Genomic DNA, 14,968 nt, shown 5'->3' with positions numbered 1-14,968 from the left:
GGCCCGACCATCCTGCGGACCAGGTCGTTGCCGCGGCTAACTATCTGACAGGATGCCTGTGTGACGAGCACGGGCGACCCAGGAGACGATCCGGACTTCCGCTTCCGCGACATCGCCGTCGTGGCGTACCTGCCGTCGGTGGTCAGCTCGGTCGGTCACGGCGCCGTCATGCCGGTGCTGGTGATCCACGCGAGCAACCTCGGTGCGACCACCGCGGTGGCCGCGTTCGTTGTCGCCCTGCTGGGGATCGGGCAGCTCGCCAACTCCCTCCCGTCGGGCGCGCTGGTGGCCCGCCTCGGCGAGCGCCGCACCCTCGTGATCGCGGGGCTCGTGGACGCGGCGGCGATGCTCGCGGCCTTCCTCGTGCCCTCGGTCTGGCTGTTGTGCCTGTGCGTCTTCGTCAGCGGCATGAGCTGGACGACGTTCCTCCAGGCCCGGCAGGGATTCCTGATCGACGCCGTGCCGATCAGCCACCGGGCCCGCGCGATGTCGCTGCTGGGCGGGTCGATGCGCCTCGGGGCCCTGATCGGCCCGCTGCTCGGGGCCCTGCTGATCCACGTGTTCGGGGTGCGCTCGGTGTTCGTGCTCGCGGTGTGCGCGGCCCTCGCGTCGGCGCTGATCGTCACCCGCATGCCGGACTTCGGCCGGGTGACGCGCGGCGTCGCCCCGCTGTCCGTGCGCTCGGTGCTGTGGGAGCACCGGCGCACGCTGCTCACCCTCGGCGTGGCGGTCATCATCATCGGCGCCTCGCGTTCGGTACGTACGGGCCTGCTGCCGCTGTGGGCCGATCACATCCACATCTCCGCCGCGGTGGTCTCCCTGCTCTTCGCGGTGGCGGCGACCATCGACATCGCGCTGACCCTGCCCGGCGGCTGGCTGCTCGACACGCGCGGCCGGCAGGTGGTCGCGATCCCGGTGGTGCTCGCCGTCGGCGTCGGCTGCCTGCTGCTGCCGCTCACCGACTCCGCGCTCGGCGTCGGCCTGGTGATGGTGATCATCGCGGCGGGCAACGGGCTCGGCTCGGGGATCGTGATGACCCTCGGCGCCGACGCCGCGCCGCAGGAGGGCCGCGCGCAGTTCCTCGGCGGCTGGCGGCTGTGCGGCGACATCGGCAACACCGGCGGGCCGCTGCTCGTGTCCGCGGTGGCCGCGATCGCACCCCTGGCCGCCGCGCCGGTGGTCATCGGCACGCTGGCGCTGCTGGGCGCGATCTGGGTGGGCCACTGGACGGGCAAAGCCGACCGCAAGCGCCGCGGGTAGCGTTCACTCCTGCCTTATTGCAACGAGCGGATAGTTGCGCATTGCGTTATCTCCTAGACCGTTGCAACATTTTATAGCCCATGACCTGCACTGATGCTCAGTTGGTGCAACGACGTTGTTGCCCGATTCTGGAAAGCAACGTAGCGTTTGCGATATCAGAAACACCGCGAACCACCGAGCACAGGAGCAGAACATCATGCAGAGCTTCGACACCCCCGCCGCGATCTCCGTCGTCCTGGACCTCCCCGCCGGACGCGTCCAGCTCATCGCCGCCGACCGTGCGGACACCACCGTCGAGGTGCTGCCCGCCGACTCCGGCAGGAGCCGCGACGTCCGGCTCGCCGAGCAGATCGCCGTCGCCTACTCCGACGGCGTCCTGCGGATCACCACCCCCGAGCCCAAGAACTCCCTGGTCGGCCACTCGGGATCCGTCGAGGTCACGGTCCAGCTGCCCGCCGGCTCCAAGGTCGAGGCGCGGTCGGCCGGCACGGAGCTCCGCGCCGTCGGCACTCTCGGCGACGTCGTCTTCGAGGGCGCGTACCGCCACATCAAGATCGACGAGGCCGACGCCGTCCGCCTCAGCGCCGTGGACGGCGACGTAGAGGTCGGCCGGCTCAACGGGCCCGCCGAGATCAGCACCGTGCGGGGCGACATCCGGATCGGCGAGGCGGTGCGCGGCACGGTCGTGCTGAGCACGCAGTCCGGCAACATCTCGGTCGCCGCCGCCGCGGGCGTCTCCGCCTCGCTCGACGCGGGCACCAGCCTGGGCCGCGTCAGCAACACCCTCAAGAACGACGGCGCCACCGAGCTCGAGATCCGGGCCACGACCATGCAGGGCGACATCGCCGCCCACAGCCTCTGATCCTGCACCTCCCGAGCCCTTCCGCACGGCAAGACCCCCGCACAGCAAGGCCCCCGCACGACACCACGTTCCACACGATCAGGAGAAGAAGATGAACAACAACAGCACCTCCTCGACCGACGCGACGCAGGCCGGCAAGTGGACCGGCAGATGGTCCGGCATGGTGTCGGTCGAGGACACGGCCCTCGCCGTCACGGACACGGGCGGCACCGGCATCCCGGTGGTCTACCTCAACGGCCAGTTCGCCACCCAGGGGTACTGGCGCCGGACCATCGCCGAGCTCGGCACGGGCTTCCGGCACATCACCTACGACGAGCGCGCCCGCGGCAAGAAGTCGCTGCGCTCGGCGGACTACTCGTTCGAGGCCGCCGTGCGAGACGTCGACGCGATCCTCGCGGCCCGCGGTGTCGAGCGCGCGGTGGTGGTGGGCTGGTCCTACGGGGCGGTCGTCGCCGCCCACTGGGCCGACCGCAACCCCGGCCGCACCCTCGGCCTGGTGCTCGTCGACGGCGCCTTCCCGTACGACTGGATCGACGAGGCGATGAAGCAGCGGATCCGCAAGATGTTCAAGCAGATGAGCTGGTTCATGGTTCCGATGCGCGTCACGGGCATCACCCCGCGGATGAACGCGGCACAGCAGGCCGAGAGCAACATCGAGCTCGGCGAGCTGTCCCGCACGAGCGAGCTCGGCCCGGTGCTGGACCGCCTGGCCGTCCAGACCCGGTACGTCGTCGCCTCGGGCACGTCGCTGGGCAGCAAGGGCGACGAGCAGGAAGTCATCCGCACCAGCCTGGACGGCGTGACCGCCCGCAACCCGAACATCAAGGTCAGCGCGAAGGTCGCCAGCAACCACGGCGCACTGCTGAAGAAGGACGCGCCGGCCATCGCCGAGGCCGTGCGTGACGTCGCGGGACCCTCCGCCGTCTGACAGTCTCGGAAGAGGTAGCTCGGCCGGCATCGGACGAGACTGCTCAGCGACGGTGGTTGCCGGGGCGGACCCGGCAGGGGGAAGGGGAGGCTGACGTGATCAAGCCAAGGACAGGCACCATGTGGAGGACGGTGTGGGGCGCCGCGGGGTTCGCGGCGCTCCTCGCGACGGCGGGCTGCTCGTCCGCCGCGAACGCCGGCTCGGACGGCTCGGGTCCGCCGTCGGCGGCCACGAGCACCTCGTCCGGCCCGACGGCGTCCGGGTCGCCCTCCCCCGACGGTGCGACGTCGGCCCCGGGTACGACGCCGGACGCGAGCGCGCCGGGCTCGAGCACGACGCCGGACCCGCCCGACGGGGCGGCGTCGTCCCCGCGGTGCCTGACCCCGGACCTGGCGGGAAGCCTCGAAGCCGTGGAGGGTGGCGCGTCCGCCGGCCACTACGAGCTGGAGATCGTGCTGGAGAACGAGGGGGCCGGGGCGTGCGTCCTCCAGGGCTGGCCGGGCGTCTCGTTCGTCGGCGACGGGGACGGCACCCAGATCGGCGCGGCGGCCACGCTCGACCGGTCGAGCCCCCACGGCTCGGTGACGCTCGCTCCCGGGGCCTCGGCGCACGCGAACCTCTCCGTGGCGAACGCCCAGAACTTCGACGAGGACTGCGAGCAGACGACCGCCGACGGTCTCCGCGTCTACCCGCCCGGCGAGAAGCGGTCGCTGTTCGTGCGGAACGACGGGCTCACGCTCCTGGCGTGCGCGAACCCGGACGACGAGCTGCTCGACGTCCAGGCCTTCCAGCCGGAGAGCTGACCGGTCCGGCCCGCACTGCGACTTCGGTCAGTTGATGCCGGTCGTGATCGACTTCGGTCGGTTGCCTTGAGATCGGTCGGTTGATTGACCGATCTCAGCGCAACCGACCGAAGTCAGCTCGACGACCGTGCAAGGGACCGAACTCATGGGCCCGCCCGCCCAGCAGCCCGATGGCGCGCCGGGAACCGACTCCCCTAGCTCGCCAGCCCGCATATTGATCAAACCAATCACCCGAGCCACCCGCCACCGCCTTGACCCTTGCGCCCTCCGTCCGTAGATTGCTGGCAGTTCATCTGATGTTTGGGAAAGGGCGGGCATGGCCACGATCACAGGGGTCCGGGTAGAGGACGTGCGGTTCCCGACGTCGGTCACCGCCGACGGTTCCGACGCGATGAACAAGGACGGCGACTACTCGGCCGCCTACGTCGTGCTCGAGACGGACGCACCCGACCCGGGCAACCCGGGCGCCACGCTCGGCGGCTACGGGCTGACGTTCACCATCGGCCGGGGCAACGACATAGTCGCCGAGGCCGCGCGCCAGCAGGCGGCCGCGCTCGTTGGCCGGGACGTCGACGAGCTCGCCGCCGACATGGGCGCCGTCTACCGGGACCTGACGTCCGACAGCCAGATGCGCTGGCTCGGGCCCGAGAAGGGTGTGGTGCACCTGTCGCTGGCCGCGGTGCTCAACGCGGCCTGGGACCTGGTCGCGCGCCGCGCGGGCAAGCCGCTGTGGCGGGTGCTGGTCGACATGACGCCGGAGGAGCTGGTCGACGTCGCCGACCTGCGCTACCTCTCCGACGCGCTGACCCGCGAGGACGCCCTCAAGATCCTCCGGGAGCGCGAGGGCACCAAGCAGGAGCGGATCGCCCACCTGGAGCGGACGGGCTACCCGGTGTACACGACGTCGGCCGGGTGGCTCGGCTACAGCGACGCCAAGCTGCGGCGGCTGTGCCAGGAGGCCGTCGACGCCGGGTACCAGCATGTGAAGCTCAAGGTCGGGGCGAACCTCGACGAGGACGTCCGCCGCCTGGCGATCGCGCGCGAGGTGCTGGGCCCGGACCGCGCGCTGATGATCGACGCCAACCAGGTCTGGGACGTGCCGCAGGCGATCGAGTGGATGCGCGAGCTGGCCCGGTTCGACCCGCTGTGGATCGAGGAGCCGACGTCGCCCGACGACATCCTGGGCCACGCCACGATCCGCCGCGCCGTCGCGCCGATCGGGGTGGCGACGGGCGAGCACTGCCACAACCGCGTGATGTTCAAGCAGCTCTTCCAGGCCGAGGCGATCGACTTCTGCCAGCTCGACACCGGGCGCCTCGCGAGCATCAACGAGATCGTCGCGGTGCTGCTGCTCGCGGCGAAGTTCGGGGTGCCGGTGTGCCCGCACGCGGGCGGCGTCGGCCTGTGCGAGATGGTGCAGCACGTCTCCGTGCTCGACTACGTCGCGATCGGCGGCGACCTCGACGGCCGCGTGACCGAGTACGTGGACCACCTGCACGAGCACTTCACGGACCCGTGCGTCGTCACCGACAAGGGCGCGGGCACCGCCTACGTGCTGCCGTCCTTGCCGGGCTACTCCACGCAGATGTACGAGGACTCCCTCGACCGGTTCAGGTTCCCGCAGGGGACCTACTGGGTGCGCGATGCTGCGGTGCGCGATACTTCCGAGCATGTCCCGCACTGACGAGGTAGTCGACGGCATCCGCAGGATGATCCTCGACGGACAGCTCCGGCCCGGCGACCGGCTGCCCGTCGAGAAGGACCTGGCCGACACGCTCCAGGTCTCCCGCGGCTCGCTCCGGGAGGGCGTCCGCGCGCTGTCGATCCTCGGCGTCGTGCACACCCGCCAGGGCGACGGCACGTACGTCACCAGCCTTGATCCCGCCCGACTGCTCTCCCCCATGGCCATGGTCCTGGACCTGCAGGACGACGGCGCCATGCCCGCCTTCCACAGCGTGCGCCGCGTGCTGGAGACGGAGGCGGCGGGGCTGGCCGCCATCCGGATGACCGACGCCGCGGTGGCCGAGGCGCGCGCGATCCTGGACCGCGTCCCGGAGACCATGCACGGCGCGTCCGTGGACCACGACAGGTTCATCGAGATCGACATCGCGTTCCACCGCGTCATCGCGGCGCACACCGGAAACCCGGTGCTGGAGGCGCTCATCGAGTCGTTCGCGGGCCGCACCGTCCGGGCGCGGCTGTGGCGCGGCCTGCACACCGAGGGCATCGAGGAGCGCACGCACGGCGAGCACGAGGCCATCTGGCGCGCGCTCGCCGCGCGCGACCCGGAGGCGGCCCGGATCCGCATGGCGAGCCACCTCCTGGGCGTGGAGGACTCGCTCCCGAGACCGGAAAACCTCGACGAACCCTCCTGACCTGCCCACCTGTCAGACCAGCGCGCACGTGTCAGACGTACGGGTCATTCGGGTGACCTGTACGTCTGACACGTGCGCGCTGGTCTGACAGGTCAGGGGCTACTCGTAGAGGACCGCCGCTATGTCCTCGTCGTCGATGTTGTTCTTGTCGTACCAGTAGAAGCCCGAGTCGATGACCGGCTCCAGCTCCTCGCCGTTGATCGCGGCGACCGCGGCCTTGACCGTCTCGTAGCCCATCTTGATCGGGTCCTGCGTGATCGCGCCGGCCATCAGCCCGTCGCGGATCGCGTCGGTCTGCGCCTTGCCCGAGTCGAAGCCGATCACCGTGAGCTCGCCCGACTTGCCGGTCTCCTGCACCGCCTTGACGACGCCGACGGCGGAGCCCTCGTTGGTGCCGTAGATGCCCTTGAGGTCGGGGTGGGCCTGCATGATCGCCTTGGCGGCGTCGGCGGACTTGAGCTGGTCGCCGTTCGCGTACTGCGTGTCGACGATCTCGATGTCGGGGGCGTTCTCCTCGATGTACTGCGTGAACCCCTCGACGCGCTGCTGCCCGGTCTGCGACGTCTGGTCGTGCGCGATGATCGCGATCTTGCCGCTCCCGACCAGCTCGGCCATGTGCTTGGCCGCCTCGGCCGACGCCGCCAGGTTGTCGGTCGACACCGTGGTCACCGGCACGTCCGACTCGACGCCGGAGTCGAACGCGATGACGGGGATCCCGCGCGACTCGGCGTCGGTCATCATCGGGATGGACGCCTCGGAGTCGAGGGCCGCGAAGCCCAGCGCGTCCGGGCTCTTGTCGAGGGCCGTCTGGAGCATGGTGAGCTGCTTCTCGACCTCGGTCTCGGTCTCGGGGCCCTCGAACGTGACCTCGACGTCGAGCTCGGCCGCGGCGTCGTCGGCCCCCTGCTTGACCGCCTGCCAGAACTGGTGCTGGAAACCCTTGGAGACCAGGGCGACGTAGGGCTTGTCGCCGGCCCCCGGCTCCCCGCCCCCGCCCGAGGCACAGGCCGTGAGCGTGAGCAGCGCGGCGACGGATACCGCGACCGATGCTGTGGCCGCCGCGGCGAACCGCCTGCGCGTGGTGGTGTGGATGTTCATGCTGATCCAGCTCCTTCGATGGTCAGTTCACGTCAGGTCACGTCAGGTCAGGCAGTGGTCGGTTCAGGCTTCCTTGCCGCGGCGCAGCATGTCGGCGTAGACGGCGAGCACGATGACGATGCCGACGGCGACCTTCTGCCACTCCTGCGGGATCGACATGATCCGCAGGCCGTTGGTGAGCGTCGCCATGATCAGCGCGCCGATCACGGTGCCGAGGATCGTCGCCTTGCCGCCCCGCAGGGAGGTTCCGCCGATGACGACGGCGGCGATCGCCTCGAGCTCGTACCCGAGGCCCAGGCCGGGCTGCGCCGAGTTGAGCCGGGAGGCCATGACGACGCCGGCCAGGCCCGTGAACAGCCCGGCGACCGTGTAGATGACCACCTTCCACCGCCGCACGTCGACGCCGGAGATCGCCGTCGCCTCCTCGTTGGAGCCGATCGACAGCGCGTAGCGGCCGGTGAGCGTCTTGCTCAGCGTGACGCCGGCGATGACGGCGGCGACGAAGAAGATCAGGACGGCGTTGGGCAGCCCCGGGACCAGCTCCCCGGCGGCGAGCTGGTCGAACCCGCCCACCTCGCTGAAGTAGATGGGCTTCGTCCCGGAGATCACCAGCGAGAGCCCCTGCGCGACCATCATCATCGCCAGCGTCGCGATGAACGGCGGCAGCCGCAGGTAGGAGACGTTCAGGCCGTTCAGCAGGCCGATCAGGGCGCCGATCGCGAGGCCGCCCAGCACGCCGACGACGAGCGGCAGGCCGAGGTTCGCCAGGAACACGCCCGTCATCACCGAGCACAGCGTCATGCCCGTGCCGACCGACAGGTCGATGCCGCCGGTCGCGATGACGAAGGTGGCGCCCAGCGCCATGATCCCCGTGACCGCCGTCGCGAGCAGGATGCCCTTCACGTTCGCCCAGTCGAGGAAGTACGGGCTGGCGAACGAGAAGAAGGCGAAGATGGCCACCAGCCCCGCGAAGGCGAGGACCTGCTGGAGCTGCTGGCGGTTGCCCACCCTGTTGATCGGCCGAGTGGCACGCTTCGGGCCCGGGCCGGTGGTCGTGGTGCTCGGAGTCGTGCTGGGCGTCGTCATGCTGGGTCTCCGGTCTTGACGAGCGAGCGGTCGGCACCGAACCGCGTCGCGAGCTCCATGATGTCGTGCTGGGTCGCGTCGGCGTTGGCGAGGGTGCCGGTGACCCGGCCCTCGCACATGACGACTATCCGGTCGGCGAGCCGCAGCACCTCGGGCAGCTCGGACGAGATCACGATGATCGACTTGCCCTGCGCGGCCAGGCTCGTGAGCAGGCCGTAGATCTCGTCCTTCGCGCCGACGTCGATCCCGCGCGTCGGCTCGTCGACGATCAGCACGTCGCAGTCCCGCACGAGCCACTTGGCCAGCACGACCTTCTGCTGGTTGCCGCCCGAGAGGTTCTTCGCCGTCTGGTGGACCGACGGCGTCCTGATGCCGAGCCGGTCCACCATCTCGGTCGCCGCCCGGCGCCCGTCGGCGTCGCGGACGAAGCCCCCGCGCGTCATGCCGGGCAGCGAGGACAGCATCACGTTGCGCACCACGTCCTGGTCCAGGAGCAGGCCGTAGCGCTTGCGGTCCTCGGAGAGGTAGCCGATGCCGTGCCGCACGGCGTCGGCGGGGTTGCGCACCGTGACCGGCCTGCCCCGCACCTCGACGACGCCGGTGGACCGGTCCGCCCCGATGACTGCCCGGGCGACCTCGGTGCGCCCGGCGCCCATGAGGCCCGCGAAGCCGAGGATCTCGCCGCGGTGCAGCTCGAAGGACACGTCCTTGAGCAGCTTCCGGGTGCTCAGCCCTCGCACCGCGAGCACCACCTCGCGCCCGGTCGCGGCGGAGGTGCTGCCCGACGCCGCGGGGTCCGGCCGCACCCCGGTCTCGAGCTGCCGGCCCACCATCGCGGCGATGACCTCGCGGGTCTCGGTGCTCGCGGTCGGCAGCGTGTCCACGTAGCGGCCGTCGCGCAGCACGGTGATGCGGTCGGAGATCTCCTTGATCTCGTCCATGCGGTGCGAGACGTAGATGACGCCGGTGCGCGGCGAGACGAAGTCGCGCACGATCCGGAACAGCGTCGCGACCTCGGTCTCCGTGAGCGCCGCCGTCGGCTCGTCCATGATCAGCACCCGGGCGTCGAACGAGAGCGCCTTGGCGATCTCGACCATCTGCTGGCCGGCCACGCTCAGGTGCGACACCGGCTGCCGCGGGTCGAGCGGGATGCCGAGGCGTTCGAAGAGCGCGGTGGCCCGGCGCACGAGCTCGTCGTCCCTGATGAGGCCTGCCCGCCGGGGTTCCCGGCCGATGAAGATGTTCTGCGCGACCGTCAGGTCGGGCATCAGGTGGAACTCCTGGTGGATCACGCTGATGCCCAGCTCGTTCGCCTGGCGCGGGCCGGCGGGGCTCATCGGCGCGCCGTCGAGCTCCATCGTCCCGGCGTCCGGCCGGTAGATACCGGAGAGCAGCTTGAGGAGCGTCGACTTGCCCGCCCCGTTCTCCCCCACGAGCGCCAGCACCTCGCCGGGCCGCAGGTCGAGGTGGACGTCGTCGAGCGCGAGCACGCCGGGGAAGGACTTGCTGATCCCCGTCGCGCGGAGAAGTGCTGGGTCCGACACGCGATGCTCCTTTGCCTCCGTGTAGTCGCATTCATACCGCAGACATCCGATGCATCTCAAGATCTCCGGTCAGATCTCTACCAAACCGTGCCATGAGATCGCTGGCAGGCCCTGATAGATCAGATGACCGATGACTGTCAGCGAGCGGGAACCGCCGCCTCCGGAAGCAGGCCCGCATCGGCCAGCGCCCGCCACAGCTCCGCCGGCACCCGCACCGCGGCCCGCTCGCCGGCCTGCCGCGCCTGCTCCGGCGTCGCGAGCCCGACGACGGTGCTCACGACCGCCGGGTGCGTGCGCACGTAGGCAAGCGCCGCCTGTGGGAGCGTCACGCCGTGCTCGGCGCAGACGGCGGCGATCCGCCGGGCCCGGTCGAGCAGCTCCGCCGCCGCGGGCGCGTAGTCGTACGTGGCGTCCGACGGCGGGGCGTCGTGCGCGAGGATGCCCGAGTTGTACGCGGCGGCGGCCACCACAGCGACGCCCCGCTCGGCCGCCGCGGGCAGCAGGTCGGCCAGCGCCGCCTGCTCCAGGAGCGTGAACCGCCCGGCGCACATGACGACGTCGACGTCGGTCTCGCGGACGAACCGCGTGAGCATCGCGGACTGGTTCATCCCTGCGCCGACCGCGCCGACCACGCCCTGGTCGCGGAGCTCGACGAGCGCGGGCAGCGCCTCGTGCGCGGCCTGCTCCCAGTGCTCGTCGGGGTCGTGCAGGTAGACGACGTCCACCCGGTCCAGGCCCGTGCGCTCCAGGCTGGCCTCGAGCGACCGCAGCACGCCGTCGCGCGAGAAGTCCCAGACCCGGCGGGTCGCGGCGGGCACCTCGAAGATGTCCGGGTCCTTGCGGTGCGCGGTCTCGGGTGACGGGACGAGCAGCCGCCCGACCTTGGTGGACACCACCAGCTCGTCGCGCGGCCGGGTGCGCAGGAAGGCGCCGAGCCGGCGCTCCGACAGGCCGAGCCCGTAGTGCGGCGCGGTGTCGAAGTACCGGATCCCGGCGGCCCAGGCGGCCTCGAAGGTCGCGTGCGCGTCCTCGTCGGTCATCGCCTGGTACAGGTTGCCCGCCGGCGCGGCGCCGAGCCCGAGGGCGGTGAGCCGGACCCGGGTGCCGCGCACCTTCGTCGTCTCCATGGTGTGGTCTCCTCCGCTCAGCCCTGCTCGGGCGCGCGGGTGCGCAGCGCGTGGGATCCGCCGTCCACGGCGAGCATCGCGCCCGTCGTGGCGCCGGCGAACGGGCTCGCGAGGTAGCAGACGGCGTGCGCCACCTCGTCGGCGGTGACGAGCCGACCCGAGGGCTGGCGGGCCTCCAGCGCCGCCCGCTCGGCGGCCGGGTCGGCGGCGGCGTCGAGCAGCCGGCTCACCCACGGCGTGTCGGCGGTCCCGGGGTTGACGCAGTTGAACCGGATGCCCTCGCGGACGTGGTCCGCGGCCATGGCGAGCGTGAGCGACTGCACCGCCCCCTTGGACGCCGAGTACAGCGCCCGGTTCGGCAGGCCGGTCCACGCGGCGATCGAGCAGGTGTTCACGACGGCGGCGTGCGGCGACTCGCGCAGGTACGGCAGGGCGGCGCGCGTCACGCGGACGATCCCGAGCACGTTCACGTCCAGGACACGCAGCCACTCCGCGTCGTCGTTGTCCGCGACGGTGCCCTGCGCGCCGATCCCGGCGTTGTTCGCGACGACGTCGATGCCGCCCATCGCCTCGGCCGCGGCCACGACGGCGGCACGTACCGCCGCGTCGTCGGTCACGTCGGCGACCTGGGCGCCGGCGCCCGCGGGGACGCCGTCGGCCACCCGGTCGATGGACGTCACCGTCGCGCCGCGCGCGAGCATCGCGCGCACTATCGCGGCCCCGATGCCCGACGCTCCCCCGGTGACGACGGCGCGGACGCCGGCGAGCTCACCCTGCCCAGGGCTGCCCTGCGTGGCGCTGCCCTGCGCGGCGCTGCCCGGCGCGGCCCCCGCTGATGCCCCTGCTGTGGTCTCGTCCGCCATGTGCGACCCTTCCCCGGCTCCGCTCCGGCAACCCGGCGCGGAAACATCAGATGTATTAGCGTCCGATGTATAGCACAGGGGCTGTCGCAGCCGACACCCTGCTCAGCGCGGCGGCTCCTGGTCGCCCCCGGGCCTCGGCCCGGCCTCCAGCCTGGCCTTCGTAGCCGTGAGCGAGCCCGCGTGGGCCTTCTCGTCCGGCAGGCCGCGCGTCCTGATCAGGCTCGCGACGGTCACCACCGCGAGGACGCCGAGGACCACACCGAGGCTCAGCGGCGTCGGGATCTCCGGGATCGACTCGTCGATGTCGACGTGGCCCCAGTGCAGGATCAGCTTGACGCCGATGAACGCCAGGATGATCGCCAGGCCCGCCGAGAGGTAGACGAGCCGGTCGAGCAGTCCCTTGACGAGGAAGAACAGCGCCCGCAGGCCGAGCAGCGCGAAGGCGTTGGCGGTGAAGACGACGTACGCCTCCTCGGTGACGCCGAAGACCGCCGGGATCGAGTCGAGCGCGAACAGCAGGTCGACGCTGCCGATGGCGATCAGCACGATGAACAGCGGGGTGACGACCCGGCGGCCGTCCACCTTGGCGACGAGCCTACCGCCGATGTAGTCGTCGCTGACCGGCAGGAACCGGCGCGCGCCGCGCACCATCAGGTTGCTCTCGATGTCCGGGTCCTCGTTCCGGTGCCGGAACAGCTGCACCGCCGTGTAGATCAGCAGCAGCCCGAACAGCAGGAACGTGAACGAGAACAGGCTGATGAGCGACGCGCCGAGCGCGATGAAGATCGCACGCATGATCAGCGCGAGCACGATGCCGAAGACGAGGACCTTGTGCTGGTGCTTGTCGGGCACAGCGAAGGTGCTCATGATGATGACGAAGACGAAGAGGTTGTCGACCGACAGGCTCTTCTCGATGATGTAGCCCGCGAAGTACTCGGTGCCCGCGGTACTGCCGTACTGCAGGCCGAACCAGACGCCGAACCCGATGGCTACCGCGATGTAGAACACGGACCAGGCGGTAGCCTCCTTGAAGCCGACGTGGTGCGGGCGCGCCGCGGCCAGCACCAGGTCCACCGCCAGCAGCAGGACGATGAAGCCGATGGTCACGCCCCACGTGAGCGGACTGATCTCGAGCAAAGGTCTCTCCGTCTGGTTGCCGGGACTGACAGTGTTGAATATCCACTACTGAATGTCTTTGTGCCCGAGGAGAGTTCATGAGCAATACCGAGAGCCCCATCGACGTCAAGCCCCGTTCCCGGACGGTGACCGACGGCCTGGAGGCCACCGCCTCGCGCGGGATGCTCCGCGCCGTCGGGATGGGCGACGAGGACTGGGTCAAGCCCCAGGTCGGCGTCGCGAGCTCGTGGAACGAGATCACGCCGTGCAACCTCTCGCTCGACCGGCTCGCGAAGGCCACCAAGGAGGGTGTGCACGCCGCCGGCGGGTACCCGCTGGAGTTCGGCACGATCTCGGTCTCCGACGGCATCTCGATGGGCCACGAGGGCATGCACTTCTCGCTCGTGTCCCGCGACGTCATCGCCGACTCGGTGGAGACGGTCATGCAGGCCGAGCGGCTGGACGGCTCGGTGCTGCTGGCCGGCTGCGACAAGTCGCTGCCCGGCATGCTGATGGCCGCGGCGCGTCTCGACCTCTCCAGCGTGTTCCTCTACGCCGGCTCGATCATGCCCGGCTGGGTCAAGCTCGAGGACGGCACCGAGAAGCAGGTGACGATCATCGACGCCTTCGAGGCCGTCGGGGCGTGCTCGCGCGGGCTCATGAGCCAGGGCGACGTCGACCGGATCGAGCGGGCGATCTGCCCCGGCGAGGGCGCGTGCGGCGGCATGTACACCGCCAACACGATGGCGTCGGCGGCCGAGGCGCTCGGCATGTCGCTGCCGGGCTCCGCGGCGCCGCCGTCGGCCGACCGCCGTCGCGACACCTGGGCGCACCGCTCGGGCGAGGCCGTGGTGAACCTGCTGCGCAAGGGCATCACCGCGCGCGACATCATGACGAAGGAGGCGTTCGAGAACGCCATCGCCGTGGTCATGGCGTTCGGCGGGTCCACGAACGCGGTGCTGCACCTGCTCGCCATCGCCTACGAGGCCGAGGTCGACCTGACCCTCGACGACTTCTCCCGCGTCGCCGACCGCGTGCCGCACCTGGGCGACCTCAAGCCCTTCGGGCAGTACGTCATGAACGACGTCGACCGGATCGGCGGCGTGCCCGTCGTGATGAAGGCGCTGCTGGACGCCGGGCTGCTGCACGGCGACGTCATGACGGTCACCGGCCGCACCATGGCCGAGAACCTCGCCGAGATCGCCCCGCCGGACCCGGACGGCAAGATCCTGCGCGCCATGGACGACCCGATCCACAAGACCGGTGGCATCACCATCCTGAACGGCTCGCTCGCGCCGCAGGGCGCCGTCGTGAAGTCCGCGGGCTTCGACTCCGACGTGTTCGAGGGCACCGCGCGCGTGTTCGAGCGCGAGCGCAGCGCGCTGGACGCCCTGGAGGACGGGACGATCCAGGCGGGCGACGTCGTCGTCATCCGCTACGAGGGTCCCAAGGGCGGGCCCGGCATGCGCGAGATGCTCGCCATCACCGGCGCCATCAAGGGCGCGGGCCTGGGCAAGGACGTCCTGCTCATCACGGACGGCCGGTTCTCCGGCGGGACCACCGGCCTGTGCGTCGGCCACATCGCGCCCGAGGCGGTCGACGGCGGGCCCATCGCGTTCGTGCGCGACGGCGACCGCATCCGCCTGGACGTGGCCTCCAAGACGCTCGACATCCTCGTGGACCCGGCCGAGCTCGCGGCGCGCGAGGCCGCCGGCTGGGCGCCGCTCCCCCACAAGTACACGCGGGGCGTGCTCGCCAAGTACACCAAGCTGGTCCAGTCGGCGTCGAAGGGTGCCGTGCTGGCGTAGCCCGGTCCGGCTAGGCCGCGCTTGTTGCAAACGAGACCTACACACTGCATCGCACCGTCGGCGTGTCGCGTGCAGTGTGTAGGTCTCGTCTGTGTGCC

The 14,968-nt window shown here is 70.9% G+C and carries 13 protein-coding genes; 7 read left to right on the top strand and 6 right to left on the bottom strand.

The window, feature by feature from the left end; genetic code table 11:
• The first annotated feature begins 60 nt into the window (after nucleotides 1-60).
• The 6 genes from ACNYC2_RS07585 (at nucleotide 61) to ACNYC2_RS07560 (ending at nucleotide 6,228) form a co-directional block, all read left to right on the top strand.
• Nucleotides 61-1,260, top strand: coding sequence for an MFS transporter (locus ACNYC2_RS07585; RefSeq protein WP_419706437.1), 1,200 nt, complete (start codon nucleotides 61-63; stop codon nucleotides 1,258-1,260).
• A gap of 196 nt (nucleotides 1,261-1,456) precedes the next feature.
• Entirely contained in the window at nucleotides 1,457-2,122 is a 666-nt protein-coding gene (locus ACNYC2_RS07580; RefSeq protein WP_419706436.1) for a DUF4097 family beta strand repeat-containing protein, read from the top strand.
• 91 nt (nucleotides 2,123-2,213) lie between these two features.
• Nucleotides 2,214-3,050 carry an alpha/beta fold hydrolase gene (locus tag ACNYC2_RS07575; protein WP_419706435.1) on the top strand — a complete coding sequence of 279 codons (837 nt, stop codon included), beginning with the start codon at nucleotides 2,214-2,216 and terminating at the stop codon, nucleotides 3,048-3,050.
• Nucleotides 3,051-3,169: 119 nt separating this feature from the next.
• Nucleotides 3,170-3,853 carry a DUF4232 domain-containing protein gene (locus ACNYC2_RS07570; protein WP_419706434.1) on the top strand — a complete coding sequence of 228 codons (684 nt, stop codon included), beginning with the start codon at nucleotides 3,170-3,172 and terminating at the stop codon, nucleotides 3,851-3,853.
• Nucleotides 3,854-4,169: 316 nt separating this feature from the next.
• Nucleotides 4,170-5,537 (top strand): enolase C-terminal domain-like protein, encoded by a 1,368-nt coding sequence (locus tag ACNYC2_RS07565; RefSeq protein ID WP_419706433.1) that lies wholly within the window; start codon nucleotides 4,170-4,172, stop codon nucleotides 5,535-5,537.
• Nucleotides 5,524-6,228, top strand: coding sequence for a FadR/GntR family transcriptional regulator (locus ACNYC2_RS07560; protein WP_419706432.1), 705 nt, complete (start codon nucleotides 5,524-5,526; stop codon nucleotides 6,226-6,228). Before ACNYC2_RS07565 ends, ACNYC2_RS07560 begins: the two co-directional genes overlap by 14 nt.
• A gap of 99 nt (nucleotides 6,229-6,327) precedes the next feature.
• On the opposite strand, the gene ACNYC2_RS07555 is transcribed toward ACNYC2_RS07560, so the two are convergent.
• The 6 genes from ACNYC2_RS07555 to ACNYC2_RS07530 all read right to left on the bottom strand — a co-directional run bounded on the left by ACNYC2_RS07555 (nucleotide 6,328) and on the right by ACNYC2_RS07530 (nucleotide 13,083).
• The gene (locus tag ACNYC2_RS07555; RefSeq protein ID WP_419706431.1) at nucleotides 6,328-7,326 is read right to left on the bottom strand and encodes an ABC transporter substrate-binding protein; all 999 of its coding nucleotides are present in this window, start codon (nucleotides 7,324-7,326) and stop codon (nucleotides 6,328-6,330) included.
• A gap of 63 nt (nucleotides 7,327-7,389) precedes the next feature.
• Complete coding sequence (locus ACNYC2_RS07550) at nucleotides 7,390-8,412, bottom strand: ABC transporter permease (RefSeq protein ID WP_419706430.1); 1,023 nt, start codon at nucleotides 8,410-8,412, stop codon at nucleotides 7,390-7,392.
• Complete coding sequence (locus ACNYC2_RS07545; protein ID WP_419706429.1) at nucleotides 8,409-9,956, bottom strand: sugar ABC transporter ATP-binding protein; 1,548 nt, start codon at nucleotides 9,954-9,956, stop codon at nucleotides 8,409-8,411. The genes ACNYC2_RS07550 and ACNYC2_RS07545 overlap by 4 nt, the downstream gene beginning before the upstream one ends.
• 137 nt (nucleotides 9,957-10,093) lie before the next feature.
• Nucleotides 10,094-11,083: an aldo/keto reductase gene (locus tag ACNYC2_RS07540; protein ID WP_419706428.1), complete on the bottom strand. Its 990-nt coding sequence runs from the start codon at nucleotides 11,081-11,083 to the stop codon at nucleotides 10,094-10,096.
• Nucleotides 11,084-11,100: 17 nt separating this feature from the next.
• On the bottom strand, nucleotides 11,101-11,946 hold the full coding sequence (locus tag ACNYC2_RS07535) for an SDR family NAD(P)-dependent oxidoreductase (RefSeq protein WP_419706427.1): 846 nt from the start codon (nucleotides 11,944-11,946) through the stop codon (nucleotides 11,101-11,103).
• Between the two features lie 102 nt (nucleotides 11,947-12,048).
• Nucleotides 12,049-13,083 carry a TerC/Alx family metal homeostasis membrane protein gene (locus ACNYC2_RS07530; RefSeq protein ID WP_419706426.1) on the bottom strand — a complete coding sequence of 345 codons (1,035 nt, stop codon included), beginning with the start codon at nucleotides 13,081-13,083 and terminating at the stop codon, nucleotides 12,049-12,051.
• Between the two features lie 77 nt (nucleotides 13,084-13,160).
• On the opposite strand from ACNYC2_RS07530, the gene ilvD reads away from it, so the two are divergent.
• Entirely contained in the window at nucleotides 13,161-14,870 is a 1,710-nt protein-coding gene (gene ilvD, locus ACNYC2_RS07525; protein WP_419706425.1) for a dihydroxy-acid dehydratase, read from the top strand.
• Nucleotides 14,871-14,968 lie beyond the last annotated feature (98 nt).

It is taken from the genome of Promicromonospora sp. NFX87, assembly GCF_048564965.1.
GTDB lineage: Bacteria > Actinomycetota > Actinomycetes > Actinomycetales > Cellulomonadaceae > Promicromonospora.
Note: the sequence above shows the minus strand (reverse complement) of the source record. Positions and strands in the feature narration are given on the sequence as shown.

Coding starts and splice junctions, on each gene's coding strand:
- ACNYC2_RS07555 (WP_419706431.1), bottom strand. CDS start 7,326: ATGAACATCCACACCACCACGCGCAGGCGGTTCGCCGCGGCGGCCACA.
- ACNYC2_RS07570 (WP_419706434.1), top strand. CDS start 3,170: ATGTGGAGGACGGTGTGGGGCGCCGCGGGGTTCGCGGCGCTCCTCGCG.
- ACNYC2_RS07565 (WP_419706433.1), top strand. CDS start 4,170: ATGGCCACGATCACAGGGGTCCGGGTAGAGGACGTGCGGTTCCCGACG.
- ACNYC2_RS07540 (WP_419706428.1), bottom strand. CDS start 11,083: ATGGAGACGACGAAGGTGCGCGGCACCCGGGTCCGGCTCACCGCCCTC.
- ACNYC2_RS07535 (WP_419706427.1), bottom strand. CDS start 11,946: ATGGCGGACGAGACCACAGCAGGGGCATCAGCGGGGGCCGCGCCGGGC.
- ACNYC2_RS07575 (WP_419706435.1), top strand. CDS start 2,214: ATGAACAACAACAGCACCTCCTCGACCGACGCGACGCAGGCCGGCAAG.
- ACNYC2_RS07560 (WP_419706432.1), top strand. CDS start 5,524: ATGTCCCGCACTGACGAGGTAGTCGACGGCATCCGCAGGATGATCCTC.
- ACNYC2_RS07550 (WP_419706430.1), bottom strand. CDS start 8,412: ATGACGACGCCCAGCACGACTCCGAGCACCACGACCACCGGCCCGGGC.
- ilvD (WP_419706425.1), top strand. CDS start 13,161: ATGAGCAATACCGAGAGCCCCATCGACGTCAAGCCCCGTTCCCGGACG.
- ACNYC2_RS07580 (WP_419706436.1), top strand. CDS start 1,457: ATGCAGAGCTTCGACACCCCCGCCGCGATCTCCGTCGTCCTGGACCTC.